The organism is Paenibacillus hunanensis (assembly GCF_034055775.1).
Classification (GTDB): domain Bacteria; phylum Bacillota; class Bacilli; order Paenibacillales; family Paenibacillaceae; genus Saccharibacillus; species Saccharibacillus hunanensis.
Genome location: NZ_CP139194.1, coordinates 3,151,139 through 3,169,451, shown reverse-complemented (window position 1 = coordinate 3,169,451; position 18,313 = coordinate 3,151,139). Strand labels below are relative to the sequence as shown.

At 44.4% G+C, this 18,313-nt stretch carries 13 protein-coding genes; 9 read left to right on the top strand and 4 right to left on the bottom strand.

All coding sequences use genetic code 11. The features are described from left to right. Positions 1 to 89: 89 nt before the first annotated feature. On the top strand, positions 90 to 1,190 hold the full coding sequence (locus tag SK066_RS12790; RefSeq protein ID WP_320541780.1) for a hypothetical protein: 1,101 nt from the start codon (positions 90 to 92) through the stop codon (positions 1,188 to 1,190). 457 nt (positions 1,191 to 1,647) lie between these two features. Here the strand turns inward: SK066_RS12790 and SK066_RS12785 are convergent, their stop codons facing one another. Continuing rightward, on the bottom strand, positions 1,648 to 1,965 hold the full coding sequence (locus SK066_RS12785; RefSeq protein WP_320541779.1) for a DUF3219 family protein: 318 nt from the start codon (positions 1,963 to 1,965) through the stop codon (positions 1,648 to 1,650). Positions 1,966 to 2,225: 260 nt separating this feature from the next. Beyond that, positions 2,226 to 4,286 (bottom strand): threonine--tRNA ligase, encoded by a 2,061-nt coding sequence (gene thrS, locus SK066_RS12780; protein WP_320541778.1) that lies wholly within the window; start codon positions 4,284 to 4,286, stop codon positions 2,226 to 2,228. A 679-nt stretch (positions 4,287 to 4,965) separates the two neighbouring features. On the opposite strand from thrS, the gene SK066_RS12775 reads away from it, so the two are divergent. From SK066_RS12775 to SK066_RS12765, 3 genes are all read left to right on the top strand, one after another. Then, positions 4,966 to 6,330 carry a Cif family virulence factor gene (locus SK066_RS12775; RefSeq protein ID WP_320541777.1) on the top strand — a complete coding sequence of 455 codons (1,365 nt, stop codon included), beginning with the start codon at positions 4,966 to 4,968 and terminating at the stop codon, positions 6,328 to 6,330. A 122-nt stretch (positions 6,331 to 6,452) separates the two neighbouring features. Beyond that, a complete protein-coding gene (melA, locus tag SK066_RS12770) occupies positions 6,453 to 7,754 on the top strand; it encodes an alpha-glucosidase/alpha-galactosidase (protein WP_320541776.1) in 1,302 nt (433 codons plus the stop codon). Positions 7,755 to 8,384: 630 nt separating this feature from the next. Beyond that, positions 8,385 to 9,347 (top strand): D-2-hydroxyacid dehydrogenase family protein, encoded by a 963-nt coding sequence (locus tag SK066_RS12765; RefSeq protein WP_320541775.1) that lies wholly within the window; start codon positions 8,385 to 8,387, stop codon positions 9,345 to 9,347. Between the two features lie 331 nt (positions 9,348 to 9,678). Here SK066_RS12765 and cls read toward each other — a convergent pair whose 3' ends face one another. Then, the gene (cls, locus tag SK066_RS12760) at positions 9,679 to 11,130 is read right to left on the bottom strand and encodes a cardiolipin synthase (protein WP_320541774.1); all 1,452 of its coding nucleotides are present in this window, start codon (positions 11,128 to 11,130) and stop codon (positions 9,679 to 9,681) included. Between the two features lie 230 nt (positions 11,131 to 11,360). On the opposite strand from cls, the gene SK066_RS12755 reads away from it, so the two are divergent. The 3 genes from SK066_RS12755 to SK066_RS12745 all read left to right on the top strand — a co-directional run bounded on the left by SK066_RS12755 (position 11,361) and on the right by SK066_RS12745 (position 15,048). Continuing rightward, positions 11,361 to 12,413: an NAD(P)/FAD-dependent oxidoreductase gene (locus tag SK066_RS12755; RefSeq protein ID WP_188774845.1), complete on the top strand. Its 1,053-nt coding sequence runs from the start codon at positions 11,361 to 11,363 to the stop codon at positions 12,411 to 12,413. Between the two features lie 214 nt (positions 12,414 to 12,627). After that, the gene (locus SK066_RS12750; protein ID WP_320541773.1) at positions 12,628 to 13,962 is read left to right on the top strand and encodes an amidohydrolase; all 1,335 of its coding nucleotides are present in this window, start codon (positions 12,628 to 12,630) and stop codon (positions 13,960 to 13,962) included. 495 nt (positions 13,963 to 14,457) lie between these two features. After that, positions 14,458 to 15,048 (top strand): undecaprenyl-diphosphatase, encoded by a 591-nt coding sequence (locus tag SK066_RS12745; protein WP_320544877.1) that lies wholly within the window; start codon positions 14,458 to 14,460, stop codon positions 15,046 to 15,048. 239 nt (positions 15,049 to 15,287) lie between these two features. Here the strand turns inward: SK066_RS12745 and SK066_RS12740 are convergent, their stop codons facing one another. After that, positions 15,288 to 15,638, bottom strand: a complete 351-nt coding sequence (locus tag SK066_RS12740) for a DUF3243 domain-containing protein (RefSeq protein ID WP_188774842.1) — start codon at positions 15,636 to 15,638, stop codon at positions 15,288 to 15,290. An 875-nt stretch (positions 15,639 to 16,513) separates the two neighbouring features. Here SK066_RS12740 and SK066_RS12735 point away from each other — a divergent pair. Both SK066_RS12735 and SK066_RS12730 read left to right on the top strand, forming a co-directional pair. Then, the gene (locus tag SK066_RS12735) at positions 16,514 to 17,098 is read left to right on the top strand and encodes a hypothetical protein (protein WP_320541772.1); all 585 of its coding nucleotides are present in this window, start codon (positions 16,514 to 16,516) and stop codon (positions 17,096 to 17,098) included. Positions 17,099 to 17,356: 258 nt separating this feature from the next. Beyond that, positions 17,357 to 17,893: a hypothetical protein gene (locus tag SK066_RS12730; RefSeq protein ID WP_320541771.1), complete on the top strand. Its 537-nt coding sequence runs from the start codon at positions 17,357 to 17,359 to the stop codon at positions 17,891 to 17,893. Positions 17,894 to 18,313 lie beyond the last annotated feature (420 nt).

Here is an 18,313-nt window from a genome sequence, read left to right as displayed (position 1 = left end):
TACATATAGAAACAGTGAACGTCGGGAATGACTTTGGGTCACTGAATCAATCGAATTTCAGATTATTTTAAGACAGAAAGGAAGACATCATGAAGACATTCAAAACGCTTTTATCGATGAGCCTGCTATTGACGGCTCTAACTCCAGCGATAGCTGTACATGCGGCTAGCCCTGCTGCCTCGACCACAGCCTCCAGCCCAGCAGCTACAGCAAACACAACATCAAGCACACCAGCAGACACAACAAGTGCAACCGACACACAGCAGCCGGAAGTGAACAAGCAGTTTTTTGATCAGCAAAAATCGGCTGTGCTGCGCGATCTGACAGGAAGCGAGCCTGTGAGTAATGCCGCAGCGGATGAAACGTCCGCAGATCAGCTTCAACAAGCTGACTATACGTATATGACCGTGACAGGTGAAGTGTATAGCTCCAAGCGCGGTTATCTGGGAGCGGCGAAGCGTGACAATGACAATGCACCGGATAATACAACCAGTGTGACTCAATTCGATCCGAACAATCCGATTCCGGTAGAGCAGGTGAATGGTGGGAATACAGGGGCATTTGAGCGCAGACAACTGGGCTTTGAAGGCTTCGACAGTATTACTTCTGATATTACATTGCCTACAGTAAGCGGTCTCGGACAAGGCGAGCAGCCGTGGGTATATTATGGCTTTGATGCAGAAAGCGGTAAAGCGATCGAAGCAGGCTATTCCTATCAAACGGGTACACATCGCTGGTTGCCATACATTCGCTCCAACGGCTTCTATTATGGCGATTCCAGTGTGCAAAAGTATGATACGAATCAGGTGAAAAATGTGAAGTTCTATCTGGCGAAAACGGTGAGCAGCGATACGTACTATAATGCCTATTTTGTTGTCGACAATACACAGGTATTGATCGCGCCTACAAAATGGACAGATAGTGACTCCAATTCCACATCAGTGAAGCGCGTTACCTCCATTGCAAAAAAGGCGTTCACTGGCTATGATATTGTCGGTAGTACGATGAATCAGCGTTATGAGAATGTACAGGTATCACGCTTCTATGAAGAACAGGGCTATCCGTGGTCACAATATAAAGAGTACACTGAAAATCGCAATGGACGCTGGTATGGCACGATCGACAATATGCCAAGCTACGTACATCGCGACTGGCTCAGCACTTCCATTTACAATGGGAATAATCAGTAAATCTAACGGATGATCGGTGTGAAGCTTTGATCGTACTATGTTCAGTAATAGTGTGGTTGATATAGATAATGCTCGTTCTAAAGGACGCTAGGTACGGATAGGACGATGATTGAGATTCCTGTATGGAATGATGCAATGCTATTACAAAGTACAAAATAAAACGGACACTTCTGATCGGATGATCGTAAAATCAATCCGCAGGAAGTGTCCGTTTTATCTTTTTGAGCTGTCTTTTAAAATATCAAGTGCGCTAGTATATAAGAGCGACTCGAAAGGGTATGCGCTGTTTACCGGCTCTATTTACGAATGCCTGACTGTTGCTTAGCCGTCTTTAACAAGAAGAAATGAAATGAGTTTCTTCTATATATAAGACGTTATATTACAGCATCCAATAGTCTAGTATCTATTCTATAGTATTTGCTATTTGCTCTGCGTACTTCGGAAATGATCGTATTCTTTAAGAGCCTGCTTCAATTAACTCCAAATGCACATCCACTGTATCGGTTTCCTTTTCCAAGCGAGGGATCGATGTAAAGTAACTATGCACACTCGCCTGAAAATGCACCTCATACTCGGGTACGCTCACTTCAACGACAGGCTGATACAATGTTGACGTAACGTCATGGTATTGCTGTCCACCTGTAATGACAAAGTCAATCGACAGCAGCTGGCGTTCCGTACCATCAGCTGAGGGTTGCTTTGTAAGCTCATAGCTTGAAGCAGCTAAAGCAACATCATTAATGAGTACGGTCGTTAGCTTGTTATGATCGGACATATGCTGTTCACTCCTTTCTAAGCGTAGACATACAGATAGTGGCTGATAGTGGCTGAAAATGAGTAGTATATTTCAGCTAAAAATGAGCAGTACATTGATTGTACTATGGATTGATTGCTTCCATTCACCGTTAACCGTGTATAAGGAATATTAATCATGCCCGGGTGGTCAGATTTTTGAGAAACGAACCAGTTAGAGCTAGCAGAGTCTATGCGAGTCACTACATACAGCCGTCTATTGCTTTGACCAGCTTAGTGGGCTCACGCATCGATAAGCTGACCCTCCTGCACGTCTACTTGCAGCCTATGAATCAGCTCTGCAATAGACAGCTGCTGCTGCTCGCTGGCGCTATGCTGACGTACATTAACCGAGCCAGATTGCTGCTCTTGTTCACCAACGACCAGAATATAAGGCACTTTTTGTTGCTGAGCTTCGCGCATTTTATAGCCAAGCTTATTACTGGAGCCATCCACTTCAGCACGTAAGCCTGCCTGAGCCAACATCGATTTGACCTGCAATGCATAATCCTCATAATGACCGGATACAGGCAGTACTTTGACCTGTACAGGTGCAAGCCAGAGTGGAAAAGCACCCGCATAATGCTCAGTCAAAATGCCAAGAAAACGATCGATCGAGCCATAGATCGCACGGTGAATGACAACAGGACGATATTTCACACTATCCTCGCCCACATACCATAGATCAAACTTCTCAGGCATTTGAAAATCGAGCTGAATTGTACCGCACTGCCAGCTTCGGCGAAGCGCATCAAGGATATGGAAATCAATCTTTGGACCATAAAAGGCACCGTCACCTGCATTGATCCGGTAGTTTACACCTCGCGCCTCCAGCACATTTTGCAGTGCCTGCTCTGCCTGATCCCATAGCTCTTCCGAGCCCATATAATCCTCTGGTCTTGTTGACAGCTCAATCTCATATTCAAATCCGAACACCTTATACATATCGTCGATCAGCTCCATTGCACGTGCGATCTCAGCCTCGATCTGCTGTGGTCTGGCATAAATATGCGCATCATCCTGGCAAAATGTCCGTACGCGCATCAAGCCATTCAGCGCTCCGGAAAATTCATGTCGGTGCACCTGTCCGAACTCCATCATCCGGATGGGTAGCTCGCGATACGAACGCAGTTCATTTTTATAAATCAGCATATGCCCCGGACAGTTCATCGGCTTCAAGGCAAAATGCTCGTGATCTACCTCGGAAAAATACATATTGTCTTTATAATGATCCCAATGCCCGGATTGCTCCCACAGCTGCTGGTTCATCATAAACGGAGTCCGCACTTCCTCATAACCACGCTGGAGCTGCTGCTTACGAGAAAACTGCTCCAGCTCTGTACGAAGCAGCATGCCTTTCGGTAAGTAAAAGGGCATCCCTGGTGCTTCGTCTGAAAACATAAATAATTTGAGCTCGCGTCCAAGTCGGCGATGATCTCGTCGGCGTGCTTCCTGTAACCATTGCAAATGCTCATCCAGCTCAGCGCGATCTGTAAAAGCCACGCCTTGAATGCGTTGTAAGACTTGACCGGATGAATCCCCACGCCAGTATGCACCCGCCACACTCATTAGGCGAAAGGCTTGTAGACGCTGAGGGGAGGATAAGAGTGGCCCATGTTCCAGTGCTACATAATCGCCTTGCTGGTAAATGACAATAGGATCTACTCCTTGAGTGATTCCATTCTCCAGTTGCTCGGCTTGATACGGCTGCTGCGCCAGATGAAATAGCTCTTGCGCTTCAGCATGCTCGATGACGCGTCGTTGCAGCGGTTGCTGTTCCGATGCAATTTGCTTCATCATTTGCTCAATCGCTGGCAAATCTGCTTCAGACAGAGAATGCTTCAGTTCTACATCATAATAAAAGCCTTGCTCTGTTACAGCTGCACCGCCAAACTTCACTCCATCGACGCCATATAGACGTTGCACCGCCTGACCGAGCAGATGAGCTGCACTTCTACGATAGATGGCAGAGCTTGCTTCATGAGCAGGAGTAATAATTTCGAGCTGAGCATCCGAAAGGATGGGAGTGCTAATGTCAACAAGTTGTCCATTTAATAGACCGGCAACAGCACTTTTTCCCAGTGCAGGGCTGATTGATCGTGCAATTGAGGCAATGGATTCACCCGCAGGATAGAGACGTACAGAGCCGTTAGGTAGCTGTACTTGAATTTCATCAGATGCCGCAGCGGAATGAACATCTTCGTTGGAACGATTAACACTTGAAGCAGAAGCATGAGCATGAGGTGCAGCAGAAGGAGACTGTGGTTTGAATGGAGCATTAGCAGATGGATGCAGATTTGACATAGATAAAACCTCCAATGATGTAAAGTGAATAGAAAGCGCAAAAAAGCACACAGGTCCCAGCAGGGACGAGTGCGCTTGGCTCGTGGTTCCACCCTAGTTCAGCCTGACGTTCCAGCGGAATCTGCATAGCAGTGTTCACACTGGGAGCGTAGGCCCTCATTGGCATCCGGTAACGAGGATGAGTCGGTAATTCCTAATCATGTGGACGGAATCGCAACATCGAGTGGTAGCTGAATGGCAGAATAGATAATGATGCAGGGAGTAAGAACTGCATAAGTCTGGGACCAGACACCCTAGGCAGTCGCTTGCTAACAGCGGCAATCCAGCATCTATTCGTTATTCCATCATACCGTCAAACGATTCATCTCATGTTCGGGATTACAGCTACAGAGTGGTAATTCCTCAACCGTTAACTGGAAAAGCTCGCAGCAATCGCTCTTCTCTCTGAGCAGCACAGCAGGGAATCTTGTCTCCGATCATCGCCAAAATGTGTTATTGGTTCTCGATTATAGGAGCCATTTTGGAAAAGGTCAAGAGGGGGATTGGAATTTTTTTTCATATATTCTCTGCATATCAGGTGTTGGGCTTTAAATATTAAAGACAGATAGCAAGCAAACCGTTACAATGAAATGAAGTATAGATAAAAAAATATACATACTGATAAAGGGGATAGTATCCAATGTTAAAGGAAATTTCATTATGGAAAACAGCAGGTAAGATTATGCTTGCAGGTAGCATGTTCGCAGCAGGTTATCAGCCAGGGATTGTGGATGCAGCGCAGCACACACAAGCTGATCACAAAACGCAGTCTGCAAATGAACGTCAAAGTGTGAGCATCGTTTTAGATGGAAAACCTTTGAATCAGGTAAAAGGATTTTTTCAAAAGGATACCGTATGGGTTCCAGTTACAGCATTTAGCAAAACAGCTGGAATGAAGATTGATTATACCAATGAAGACGGAATCAAAGAATGGAAAATGAGCTATCGCCCAAATGAAATAACAGATGAGACCAGAATATTTTATCTTCATGTCGAAGAAGGAGACATTTATTTGATGACTGAAGGCGGTTCATTTTCGGAGGATCTGAAGGTTATTAAGGGTGTCGTTTATGCTCCTGTTGAATCTTTAACTTTGCTGACTGAATATGATAGTTCATACAAAAAAGAAGCTAAGAAGTTATATATAAATACCAGAGGTAAAAGCCAGGATAAAGCGATCCAAAAGCTTGTTATGGCTTATTTAAAAGATTATGAGCATGTGAAAGAAATGAATTTGAAATTATATCATCCTGATTATTTGAATTGGGGATATGATGAGAAATATCCTAGTTTCTTGAGCTCATTTTTACCAGGCGAATACGGAAATCCAGTCGATTCAAAAATAACAATAAGTAATATTAAGCTTCATGAATTAAGTTATGATCGTTCGGTGAACAAAGCTGAGTTGGAATTAGAATATACCGTTTATAACAATAGTTTGCCTATACATTCTTATGTTCAATCTAGAGTGTGGATGAAGAAATTAAATGGCGATTGGAAGGTTCGATTAATTCTGGATGGATATACATCACAAATTAATGAAGATGTTTTGCAAAAACAAGCGGAGCAACTAAAAACAGAACCTGATCTAGTTCTTAAAGTGAAGGAAGATGCGAATCAATACTACAAGGCTTACAATAACAAGGATGTGAAGTCCATCGCTTATTGGACAAACCTGAGTGAAACGGTGGATGAGGAAGGGAATCCGTATAGTGAAGAACAATTTGAAAAAGAGTTACAGTATTTTTTTGATATGCCAGATGATCGAAGAGAAACTATAGATGCAGAAGTTATAACGGTAACCGATAATAAGGCATTAGTACTGGAAACACTGAATAATTATGATACTGCTCGTTATAACTCTGGTGAGCCAAGAGTTGAGAAAAAGCTTAGTGAGTTTAAAAAAATGCAGGATGGTAGATGGGCATTCAGTGGTGATATTGATTTTATTGATGAGCAATTTGCACAACCTACAGGATATGGTCCTGCGTATACCGAAGATTGAAATTAAAATCCACTTAATAAATCTCGCATTATACCATTTTTCAAATGCTTTGAACCATAGCAGAAACCACCTTTTCAGCCTATAGTTGGGATATACCAATGTTCAAGGAGGCTGAAAGTGAAATGAATAAAATTACATTCCTCGGTGCGGGCAGTACGGTGTTTGTGAAAAATGTATTGGGTGACGTTATGATGACGGAAGCCTTGCAGGACTTTGAATTAGCGCTGTTTGATATCGATTCAGAGCGTCTGAGTGATTCCGAGCGCTTGCTGACAAGTATGGCAAGCTCGCTTGGAAGTCGTTGTTCTGTAAAGGTGTATCATGATCGGAAAGAAGCATTGCGCGGAGCGAAATACGTGATCAACGCGATTCAAGTCGGTGGTTACGATCCTTGCACTATTACAGATTTTGAAATTCCGAAAAAGTACGGTCTGCGTCAAACGATTGCCGACACGCTCGGTATCGGCGGTATTTTCCGTAATCTACGTACAATCCCGGTCATGCTCGATTTTGCACGCGATATGCAGGAAGTCTGTCCGGATGCGTGGTTCCTCAATTACACTAATCCGATGGCTGTGCTGACGAATGTGATGAATGTACATGGCGGCATTAAAACAGTCGGTTTGTGTCATAGTGTACAGGTGTGTGTTCCGCATCTGTTTGAAGCACTGGGGATCGATCAGACGGGCGTTGTGGCTAAGGTGGCGGGCATCAACCATATGGCATGGCTGCTCGAAGTCACGCGAGATGGGCAGGATCTGTATCCAGAGATCAAGCGCCTAGCACGCGAAAAGCAAAAGGAGCAGCATGACGATATGGTTCGTTATGAGCTGATGCATCGGTTTGGCTATTATGTGACCGAGTCATCCGAGCATAATGCGGAATACCATCCATACTTTATTAAGCGCAATTATCCAGAGTTAATCGAGCGCTTCAATATTCCACTCGATGAATATCCACGCCGCTGTGTGAATCAGATTGCAGATTGGAAGGAAATGCGCGAAAAGCTATTTGCCAGCGAAAATATCCAGCATACTCGTAGCCGGGAATATGCATCGCACATTATGGAAGCGATGGAAACTGATCGTCCTTACAAAATCGGCGGTAATGTGATGAATACGGGCCTGATTACGAATTTGCCACGTGAGGCTTGTGTGGAGGTTCCATGTCTGGTTGATGGTTCAGGCATTAGTCCAACCTATATCGGCGATCTGCCACCACAGCTTGCGGCACTGAACCGCACGAATATCAATACACAGCTGCTAACGATTGAAGCTGCCATGACAGGCAAGAAAGAGCATATCTATCATGCTGCTATGCTTGATCCACACACGGCTGCCGAGCTGTCGATGGACGATATCGTCGCGATGTGTGATGATCTGATCGAAGCGCATGGTGATTGGTTACCTCGTTTTACTTCCTGATCCTATAACATAATATCCCATTGCCAATAAAACTCCTTTCCTCTGCTGAAAGGAGTTTTATTTTTGCTATACAACGGAGCCTGTCTATGTACGGCTTTATTTGGTTCGATGTTCGTGTGATTACGTTCTATACATTACATTTTATATATTATAATTCCCGCCTAAATTTAGGACATGTCTGAAAACTCCATAATATACTCCATTTCTCTGTACTTTTTGCTAAAGAGAATCTATATTTTTCTTTTCCAGTGTGAGTGATCTCCTGAGACGAGATTTAATGAAAAGTGATTTTTACAAAGCCAAATAGCTTACCTTTTTATATATGGTTAAAAGGATCATGCGAGTTAAACAGTAGACTCAATTGAGTTTTCAGATACTACCTGGACTATGTACCATCTATGCAGTCACAATTTACGAAGTCAGTCATGCAGTTCTAAAAGATCATGCTCATCACTAGTCAGCTAAAAACATCTTCATCATCTGCCATCCTGCTGCTAATCAATTAAGAGTATAATAGACAGCAGAATTACGATCTGGATCATGCAGGAGTATATCGTAGCCGAATGATCGATCATTTCATTCTAAGCTATTGGACAGGCTCCATATATTACACCGAAAGGTTGGATCAAGATGACACTTCAATGCGCTATTTTAGATGATTACCAGCAGGTGGCTTTACGGATGGCAGACTGGTCTGTATTAGATGGACAGGTGCATACCCGTATCTATTCGACTCCACTGGAAACGACAGAAGAGCTAATCCACAACGTAAAGGACTGCAATATTCTCGTTATTATGCGTGAGCGTACGCCATTTCCGGCAGAGGTACTGGAACGGCTGCCGAAGCTGCGTCTACTCGTGACGACAGGGATGCGCAATGCTTCGGTTGATATTGAAGCTGCCAAGCGACTTGGTGTCACGGTCTGTGGTGCGAGAGGAAGAGGAGCAGCACCGACTGAACTAACGTGGGCGCTCATTCTTGGACTTACCCGCCATCTGGTTGCAGAGAATGAGGCCTTTCGCACAGGTGGAGCCTGGCAGACGACAGTAGGTATGGGGCTGTTCGGTAAAACGCTAGGCTTAATCGGCTTGGGACATATTGGTAAGCGGATGGCACGCATTGCGCAGGCGATGGATATGCGCGTCATCGCATGGAGTCCCAACTTGACTGCTGAACGTGCGCAGGAAGCAGGGGTAGAAGCGTGTACTACATTAAACGAGTTAATGGAGCAAAGCGATATCGTTTCTGTTCATATGGTATTAAGCGAGCGTACTCGCCATCTGATCGGTGCAGAGGAACTGGCACATATGCGACCTGGCGCGTATTTGATTAACACCTCACGTGCAGGCTTGATCGACCAGACTGCGATGATCGAGGCGCTACAGCATTATCGAATCGCGGGAGCCGGGCTGGATGTGTTTGAACAGGAGCCTTTACCTGTAGATCATCCGCTGCGCTCGTTACCGAATGTACTGGCAACGCCGCATATTGGCTATGTAGCCGATGATAATTACCGTTCCTTTTATGAGGATGCGGTAGAGGATATTGTGCAGTTTTTAAAAGGAGAGCCTGTACGTGTGCTAGGAGATTAACGTGCTGGAACGTAAGTTGAACATTTACAATAGCATGGAAGCAATACCATTTTCGCTATCTGTGATGGGTGATATCTATTTTGATAGATAAAAAAGATGAGCTTAAAGCCTCTCCTTTCACCATCCATTCAGCAAAGAGAGATGAAGCAAGTCAATTGATAATTTTATAAAAAATCATGATATGAAAAATTCATAATAGTATAAAATAAAAATGCCGTATCTCATAACGAGCGTGCGGCATCTTACTATTTACATATTTATCACCTATTTACGATTCGTATAAAATACAAAATCTTTAACCTTCGTATTAACAGCTTAACCACACCAATCCCTACAAAATCGGAGATAACAAGCGTGCAAAGGATTCAATCACCTTACGATACCACGGACGTGTTCTGTAGCCTTCCAGTGTCAGCACATCACTATCCTTAATATCCTGTAGAAATAACTCTTGTAGCTCTGTAGCTGTTTTCGAATCATAGACGACTGCATTGATCTCAAAGTTCAGCTTATAGCTACGAATATCCATATTGGCAGTTCCGACCGAAGCGATTTTACCGTCGATGACCATTGTTTTAGCGTGGAGGAAGCCTTTGTTATACAGATAGCAATGAACATCCAGCTCCAGCAGCTCTTGTAGATAGGAATACGATGCCCAGTATACCATTGGATGATCCGGACGCTTAGGGATCATCAGAGACACCTGTACACCGGATAAAATGGCTGATTTGAGCGCGGTAATCATACTCTCATCGGGAATAAAGTATGGCGTTTGGATCATAACGCTTTTTTTCGCTTCGTAGATCATTTTGATGTATGAATATTTAATTGTCTCTAGGCTGCTATCTGGCCCACTGGATACAATCTGCATGCCAATATTACCTTCAAATGGCTTGGATACTGCAAACAGGGAATAATCTCGATCCATCGGTGTATTAAGCGCCAGATGCCAGTCGCGCAGGAAGTGAGTCTGCAACTGCAAAATAGCGGAGCCTTCAACGCGTAGATGCGTATCGCGCCAGTAGCCGAATTTTTTCACATGACCAAGGTATTCATCACCTACGTTAAAGCCACCGATATAGGCGCATTCTCCATCGATAATGACAACTTTGCGGTGATTCCGGTAATTTACCTTGAAGTTAATAAGTGGAATACTAGGTGGGAAGAAGGCGGCTGCATGTCCACCAGCATCACGGAATTCCTGAAGAAACTTTTTATTGATCTTGGAGCTACCCCACGCATCATATACGAGGCGAACCGTAAGCCCTTGTCTCGCTTTTTCGGTCAAAGCCGCCATAAGCTGTCGTCCGAGATCATCACGCTGGATGATGTAATACTGCATGTGAATATATTCCTTGGCTGCTGCAATATCGCGGAACAGAGCATCGAACTTTTTCACACCATCGGAGAAGATCTGTACTTCATTGTCCTGCGTATACAGAGAGTAGTTGCTGATCAGATGCAGATGTACCAGCTCGTGATACTGACTGATCGAGGCATCGTTAAAGCGAAATTTTTTGTCTTCAAATTCGGCGCGTTGATCATTAACGACCGATTCGATGATCGAGCGGAATTCTTTACGTAACCGGAAACGTTTGACCCGGCTAAGATTTTGTCCGAGGAAGAGGTATACGATGAAGCCGACGATCGGGATAAATAGCAAGACCATCAGCCATGCCCAGGTTGCCCCAATATTACGACGCTCCAGAAAAACGATGAATAATGCTAGAAATAAGTTGATTACGAGCAAAATCCAGGAAAAATGCGAATAAAAGTCCAACATTCCCAGCTTCCCACCTTATAAGAGTTGTCCATGAACAAATACACGGTACTACCAGCATATCAAAAATACCGCAATTACACACTACATACCTATTCATACCCAAAACAATAGAGATAAGCATTGCATCTCATTCCAGCATAACTTATAATGATAATCATTATCATTTAAAAACAGCGATATAACATAAACGAACTGTCTTCACGGCGGTAACGATATAGGGGGCTTTGCGAATGGCGGGCAAGCAGGATCTGGAACTGTACGATGTGACAATTATTGGTGGCGGTCCGGCAGGACTGTATAGTGCCTTTTATAGTGGTATGCGTGATATGAAAACGAAAATCATTGAATATAATCCAACGCTTGGCGGTAAAATTTTGCTGTATCCAGAAAAAATCATCTGGGATGTGGGCGGCGTGCCACCGATTAGCGGCGAAGGATTGATTCGTAATCTGACTGAGCAGGCGATGGTATTTGAACCGACGATTGTATTGAACCAGCAAATTATGAATCTGGATCGTTTGTCGGATGGAACATTGCTGTTGACCTCAAATACAGGGGAGCAGCATCATACGCGTACTGTCATCCTGGCAATGGGACATGGTATCCCTAAAATGCGCAAGCTCGAGATCGAAGGCGCAGATCGCTACGAGGTAACCAATCTACACTATACGGTGCAGGAGCTGGCTATCTTCCGTGATAAGCATATCGTTATTTCCGGTGGTGGGGATTCCGCAGTAGACTGGGCGAATGCGCTTCAACCGTTGGCTGCAAGCGTGACGGTTGTGCATCGCCGTGAGGAATTTGGTGGTCATGAGCGCAATGTACTGCGTATGAAGGAAAGCTGTCATGAAATATTGACCTCTTACGAGCTAACAGGCCTGCACGGAAGCGGAGCATCGGTTGAAGGCGTAACGATCAAGCATGTGGAGACTGGAGAAACACGCACGCTGGAGCTAGATGCCTTGATCGTAAATCACGGTCTGACGACTGATCTCAGTCCGATGCTCGCATGGGGACTGGAGCTGGGTGAATATAATATGCCGATTGTGGATGCAGCACGTCAAACGAATATTCCGGGCGTGTTCGCAGCAGGCGATCTGATCCAATATGATGGCAAGCTACGTCTGATCAGTGGGGCGCTGGTGGATGGTGGTACTGCGGTCAACAGTGCGAAGCGCTATCTTGATCCTGAAGCTCACAGCCAGGCTTATGTATCCTCGCACAACCAGAAGTTCAAGGAGAAAAATAAGGAGCTAGAGCAGCAGCCTGTAGCAGTAAAGTAATAGCCCACGTATCCTAATATATTGAAATGCCTTTATTGATATGTTGTATCTCAAAAGTCTCTGTGCGAGCTATGCGCAGAGGCTTTTTGTTATGAGAGTAACCTTTATCATCCTTCATAATTTAATGATTGACCTTAACGTAACGTCAATGTATATGCTATCTCTAACACCGCTTAGCCTAATAGAGCTTGCGGAACAAGGGAGGCAATAAGCGATGAGTGCGAAGCTATGGATTCAGCAGGCGACGATTATTACAATGCGTGAGGAAGAGGATGTTTTTGTAGGAGATATTCTGGTTGAGGAGGATCGCATCCTCGGTGTATATGGTTTACAGCAGGATGAACGACAGCAGCTGGAGCAGGCTATCGCGCAATGGGGAACTATTGATCGTACGATAGATGCATCGGGGATGGCGGTCATGCCGGGCTTGATCAACGCGCATCAGCATACGCCTATGAATCTGCTCAAATGCTTTTCAGATGATCTGAAGCTGATGGACTGGTTGGAGCAGAAAATGTTCCCTGCTGAAGCGAGAATGACGCCAGAGGACATTTACTGGGGAAGCAAGCTATCAATGGCAGAGATGATTCGTTCAGGTACAACGACCTTTGCCGATATGTATATTCATATGAATGAGATCGCGCATGCTGTAGAAGAAACAGGAATGCGTGCATCGCTGACACGAGGATTGGTATTTGGAGATGACCGTGTACAGGAGCGTATGCAGGAGGCGGTCGATCTGGTGGAGCGCTGGCATGGAGGTGCAGATGGACGAATTACCACGATGTTTGGCCCGCATGCCCCATACACCTGTCCACCTGATCAGCTACGAGCCGTCATTCAGCTAGCGGAAAGCTATCGATTACCTGTACACATTCATCTGGCTGAGACGCGAGAGGAAACGGCACAGATCGACGAACGCTACGGTCAAACACCGACACAGTATTTGTATGAGCTAGGCTTATTCCAGCAGCTGCATGTATTGCTCGCACATGGCGTGCATATTAGTGAGCACGATATGAGTTATTTGGAAGGGATGCGAGGGGGAATTTCGCACAATCCACTTAGCAATATGAAGCTAGGCTGCGGAATCGCACCTGTACTGGAGCTACAGCGTCGAGGCATCACCCTTGGACTTGGAACCGATGGAGCAGGAAGCGCCAGCACACTTGATATGTTCGCCGGTATACGTGCAGCTTCACTTCTGCAAAAGCTACACTATGGTGATCCTGCGGTAGAGTCTGCCTATCGTTTCCTGCAAATGGCTACAATTGATAGCGCACGTCTGTTACAGCTTGACCATGAGGTCGGTACGATTGAAATCGGCAAAAAGGCAGACCTGATCCTGATCGATCTGAACAAGCCACATTTGCAGCCTTTACATCATGTAATCTCTGCTATTGCTTATGCAGTAAATGGAGCTGATGTGCATACGACCATTGTGAATGGGCAGGTACTCATGCACAATCGCGAGCTATTGACGCTGGATGAACAGCAGGTATTGAAGGAAGGTAGCATGCGCTCCAAGCGTCTAGTAGCAGGGCTTTAATGTTCTTTATGTAGGAAGGTCTTAAAAGATCTTAGAAGATCTTAAATGATCTTTAAGATGATAATAGAGAACGATGGTGGTCGAGAACGTATGCAGTTATTTTTTGAAAATGTAATTAGAATGTAAATTAGAGAACTTAGCACTTCGGAAGGTAAGAGTAGTAGATAAGCAGCAAAAAACAACAGTGTAGAGTACAGAGCGAGGAAACGGGAATAAGGATAAGCAACAAAGAATAAGCAATGAAAAGTAAACTCTAAAAGTACGAGCATACCCGAGCAGGTACAATCATCTGCTCAGGTATGCTTTTTATATAACAAGCTATTTTTTATACGAAGGATGCGAATGAAAAGCTTGGTTTTACATAGAATTTACAATAAGTTTACGTAAAGTTGAAATAACAACTATACTGCTTTACAATTTTACAGGGCATTACATATGCACACGACTACATCAGCTGATACAGAGATCGGCAAAAGGAGGCATTCTGTGGAACATATGGATGAACTGCTATTTTTGTGGATTAACAGCGGCGCACAGCGACTGGCTTTTCTCAATCCGTTTATGGCGTTTTTATCCAAATATGCAGTATTATTTTTTATGATTGGAGCCGTTGTATACTGGTTTACGAGAGCTCGTGCCGATCGGCGTATGATTAGTGAGGCGCTCGTCTCTGCTCTATTAGGCTTTACGGCAAGCTGGATATTAGGACAGCTAGTGTACAGGGATCGACCGTTTGTCACGCTGGATGCGATTCAGCTTGTATCCCACGAAGCGAATGCTTCATTTCCGAGTAATCACGCGTTAGGCGCCTTTGTGATCGCGATGACGATCTGGCAATTCCGTCGTCGTGCAGGCTGGGTATGGCTATTGTTAGCATCGGGCATTGCGCTTGGACGTGTATGGACTGGAGTTCATTATCCGGGCGATGTGCTGGCAGGCGCATTGATTGGTATTCTGATCTCGGTACTTGTGCATCGTCTGTTTACACGGATTTCACTGGCAAGTAGCTTACTTGAGCTAGGCATCTACTGGTATGAGCGTATGGAAACGAAAATATGGCCGCGGGCAGGCTATCGCAATCGTTAGCCTGTTTGCATCAAAGTAAGCAATAACAAAACACGCCTTCACTATAATGTGGAGGCGTGTTTGTGTTGCAGATGTATTAGTAAGACTTTTGTCTATGGGTGCTGGCAAACGATGAGCATCAAACAGCGCAAAGGCTCACTGCGTATATATACAGCAGGTGTATGTACGAATACGATCATTCGTCATTCACAGCCTTTACTGTGCAAAAGCGATGCAATATTCCTATACCAGCTATTCCATTACTTGTCTTCTTTTTCCTTCACCATCTTCACCAGCATATGTGCCAGCTTATGGCGTTCCTCTTCATTGCCGACCTTCCACAGCTCGTACAGTAGCTGCTCTTCATTGTTTTGCGGTTCTTCGTGCTTGGCGAGATAATCGGCGATCTTTTGTGCTACTTTAGCGATGCTTTCCTCGCTCAAGCCAATATTTTCAGCCATATGGATTCTTTTGCCCAGATAGCTACGGAAGTTCTCAAAATCATCCAAAATCTGCTGCTTACGCTCGTCGCTGATCCGATTCATCACCGGTTCTACCTTTTCAGTTGCCACTTCTCCAGACTTGTTTACGATATGCGGTTGTTCTGTCATGCTGTTCATCCTCCTCTATCGTTGTGGGTGTGGTCATTGCCACTACTATATTAACCTTAACGACGGTGACGAATCGGAGAATGTAAGAATATTGAGGCAGACTAGTGTGAGTTTATTGTTATGTGCTCTTTCATTATAAAATATGCTAACTGGCTTAACCGATAGATTGACCAGATACCAGTCTTATAGGGGTATCACATCCCGGTCATAGGAGACTATTTTAAAATAGAGCATGACGATGTAAACGATATGCTAAACATCAATACGAAGTATAGATATTAAATGAGATAAAGTAGATGCCAGATGAGATAAAATAGTAAAAATAAATTCCCCTCACATAAAGTTTTTTAGCTAGTTAAAACTAATGTAAAAGAGTGATTAATCGTTGTTTAAAGAATTTAATTCCAATTTAGAGGGTGGTTTTAGAACCTGGTATTAATTTTGTAAATCAGAATTTACATTATTGCAACCAATTGTCTCACATAGGGGTGTATAGTGAGAGCATAAAGCAAGTTGCTCAGCAGTCATTGAAAGCAAGAAACGGTTCAAAATCATTCGACTTTTCAAGTTATTGAAGCGTAAGGGAAGCAAGGTAAACGCTTGTCAGTAAAGGGAAACTGGAAAATTTTGAATGGTTCTTGTGATGAATGTTGTGGGTAATACATGTTACAGCCACAAAGCAACATGTACGACAAGCGGTGCAACATTTAAGGCTGATGATACGTTAGTAACAATGAAGGCATAATGCTTTACCGAAAAGCGAGAACGAATGCTTTGTCCGCTTTTCACACCAACCATAACATATCGAAAATGGTAATGAAGTTTCCTGGCAGTTGCCAGACTGATCGACCATTGAGAGAAGGGGAGATGCAGCGATGATGAAAACAATGATGGGAATACTGGGAGCAGGTGCTGCTTCTTTGATCTTTTTGACGTCGGCCAGTGTGGGTACAGCTACACCAGGGGGAATCGAAAAAGCTCAAACCGTGCAAGCCGCTACGCTAACAACAAGTGTAGCGAAGGATACTTACAGTGATACAACACCTGCGGATGGAACGTTCACTGTATTTATTAACAAAATCGATCGTGACGACAACGGAAGCTACAAGCTGACGATTGATCCGATCAACTGGTACACTGGCGAAGCTGCCAACAAAATGTTTGCCAAAGACAATCCTGAAAATGCGGATATGGGTGCGCCAGACGATTACTACATCGTAAATGACGATACTCGTACTTATAATTATACCGCTCCAGCTAGCGCGGATGTGCTGATGCAGATTTATGATCACACAGGTCGCTGGGAAGATATCGATACCAAATGGAATGAGCCTGTAAGCATGTCCAAGCTGAAAGCTATTTTCCAAAAGCCAGATATGCTGGATCCAACGGTGTTCCCGTACCACATCACAGTGAAAAACGGTGAAATCGTGAAGATTGTACAACAGTTTATCCCATAAGCGATAAGGCATCATGCCGGATGAAAAGCTTCAATTTTACTTATAGACTATATCCATTTCAGGGATCGTCGCTCCGGCTAGATAGCAATGCCGGGTGAACGATCCCTTTTTATATGGGCGGCGACTTTGCCTAGGGGCAACATTTTATTCGCTGCATAGAATCTGGTATGATGCTAGTGGATGTTCTTTTGCCTGGTTGCCAAATTAAAAAGCAACTTTTGTGGGCATGATGCGTTACACTATTGAGGAGGTGCATTTATGATGCAACGAAATATTCAATCATGGATCAGACGGAGTCCGCTTGCATTGCTGCTATTGATGGGAATTCTGTTGCTTGCAGCCTGTGGTAATAAGGCAGAGCAGCAACCCGCAGCAGCGCCAGCCGATACGAACGGCAGCACAGACACCGAAATGACAACGCCACAGGATACGAACGAGACAACTCCTGCAGATAACAGCTCTGCTGGAACTGGAGAAGAAAGCACCGCATCTCCTGAGACAAGCACAGGTACTACAAGCGAAGGAACAACAAAAGGTACAACGGACACATCTACAGGAGATGACGCAGCAGCTACTCATGTTGCCAGCGGTACATTCTCAGGTCTGGCAGATGAGCACTCTGCTGAGATTATGGTAGATGGCAAGCCGGTTGTCTACCAGCTCACTGACAGCATCGCAGACGCAGCAGGCAAGCTGAAAGAAGGCTCTGAGATTACATTCAAGTATACTGAAAAGCCTGTTCCTGATGATGCTTCTACGATGGTTAGAACAATCGTGGAAATGAAGGCGAAGTAATTATATTGAAGCGATGTACGCAGTTATGTATACAAGCCTCGTTCTCTAGGTGGCATAGCTGCTTATGATGTTTGGGCGCGTATGTGTTCATTTGAGCTCTATCATGTATAGTAATGGAAAGCCCCGTATACCGAGCATAATGACGGTATACGGGGCTTTTTGACGTTGAAGTAGTTGTTTAACTATAAAGATAAATATGCATCTGGCGCTATATCAAGACAGAAAATAGATAGTTCTTTGTAACCTGGTTGTTGGGATTATGAGCATAGGACGTAGACAGAATACAAAGAGCCCCTTCGCGATCAGGCGAGGGGTTCTTTGTATTCATTGGTTATAAATAGTTATCTATACGTACATATTGAGCTTACGATTAGATCATGAACCATCACCGTATTACATTGTTGGCTGAACAGAATCTCA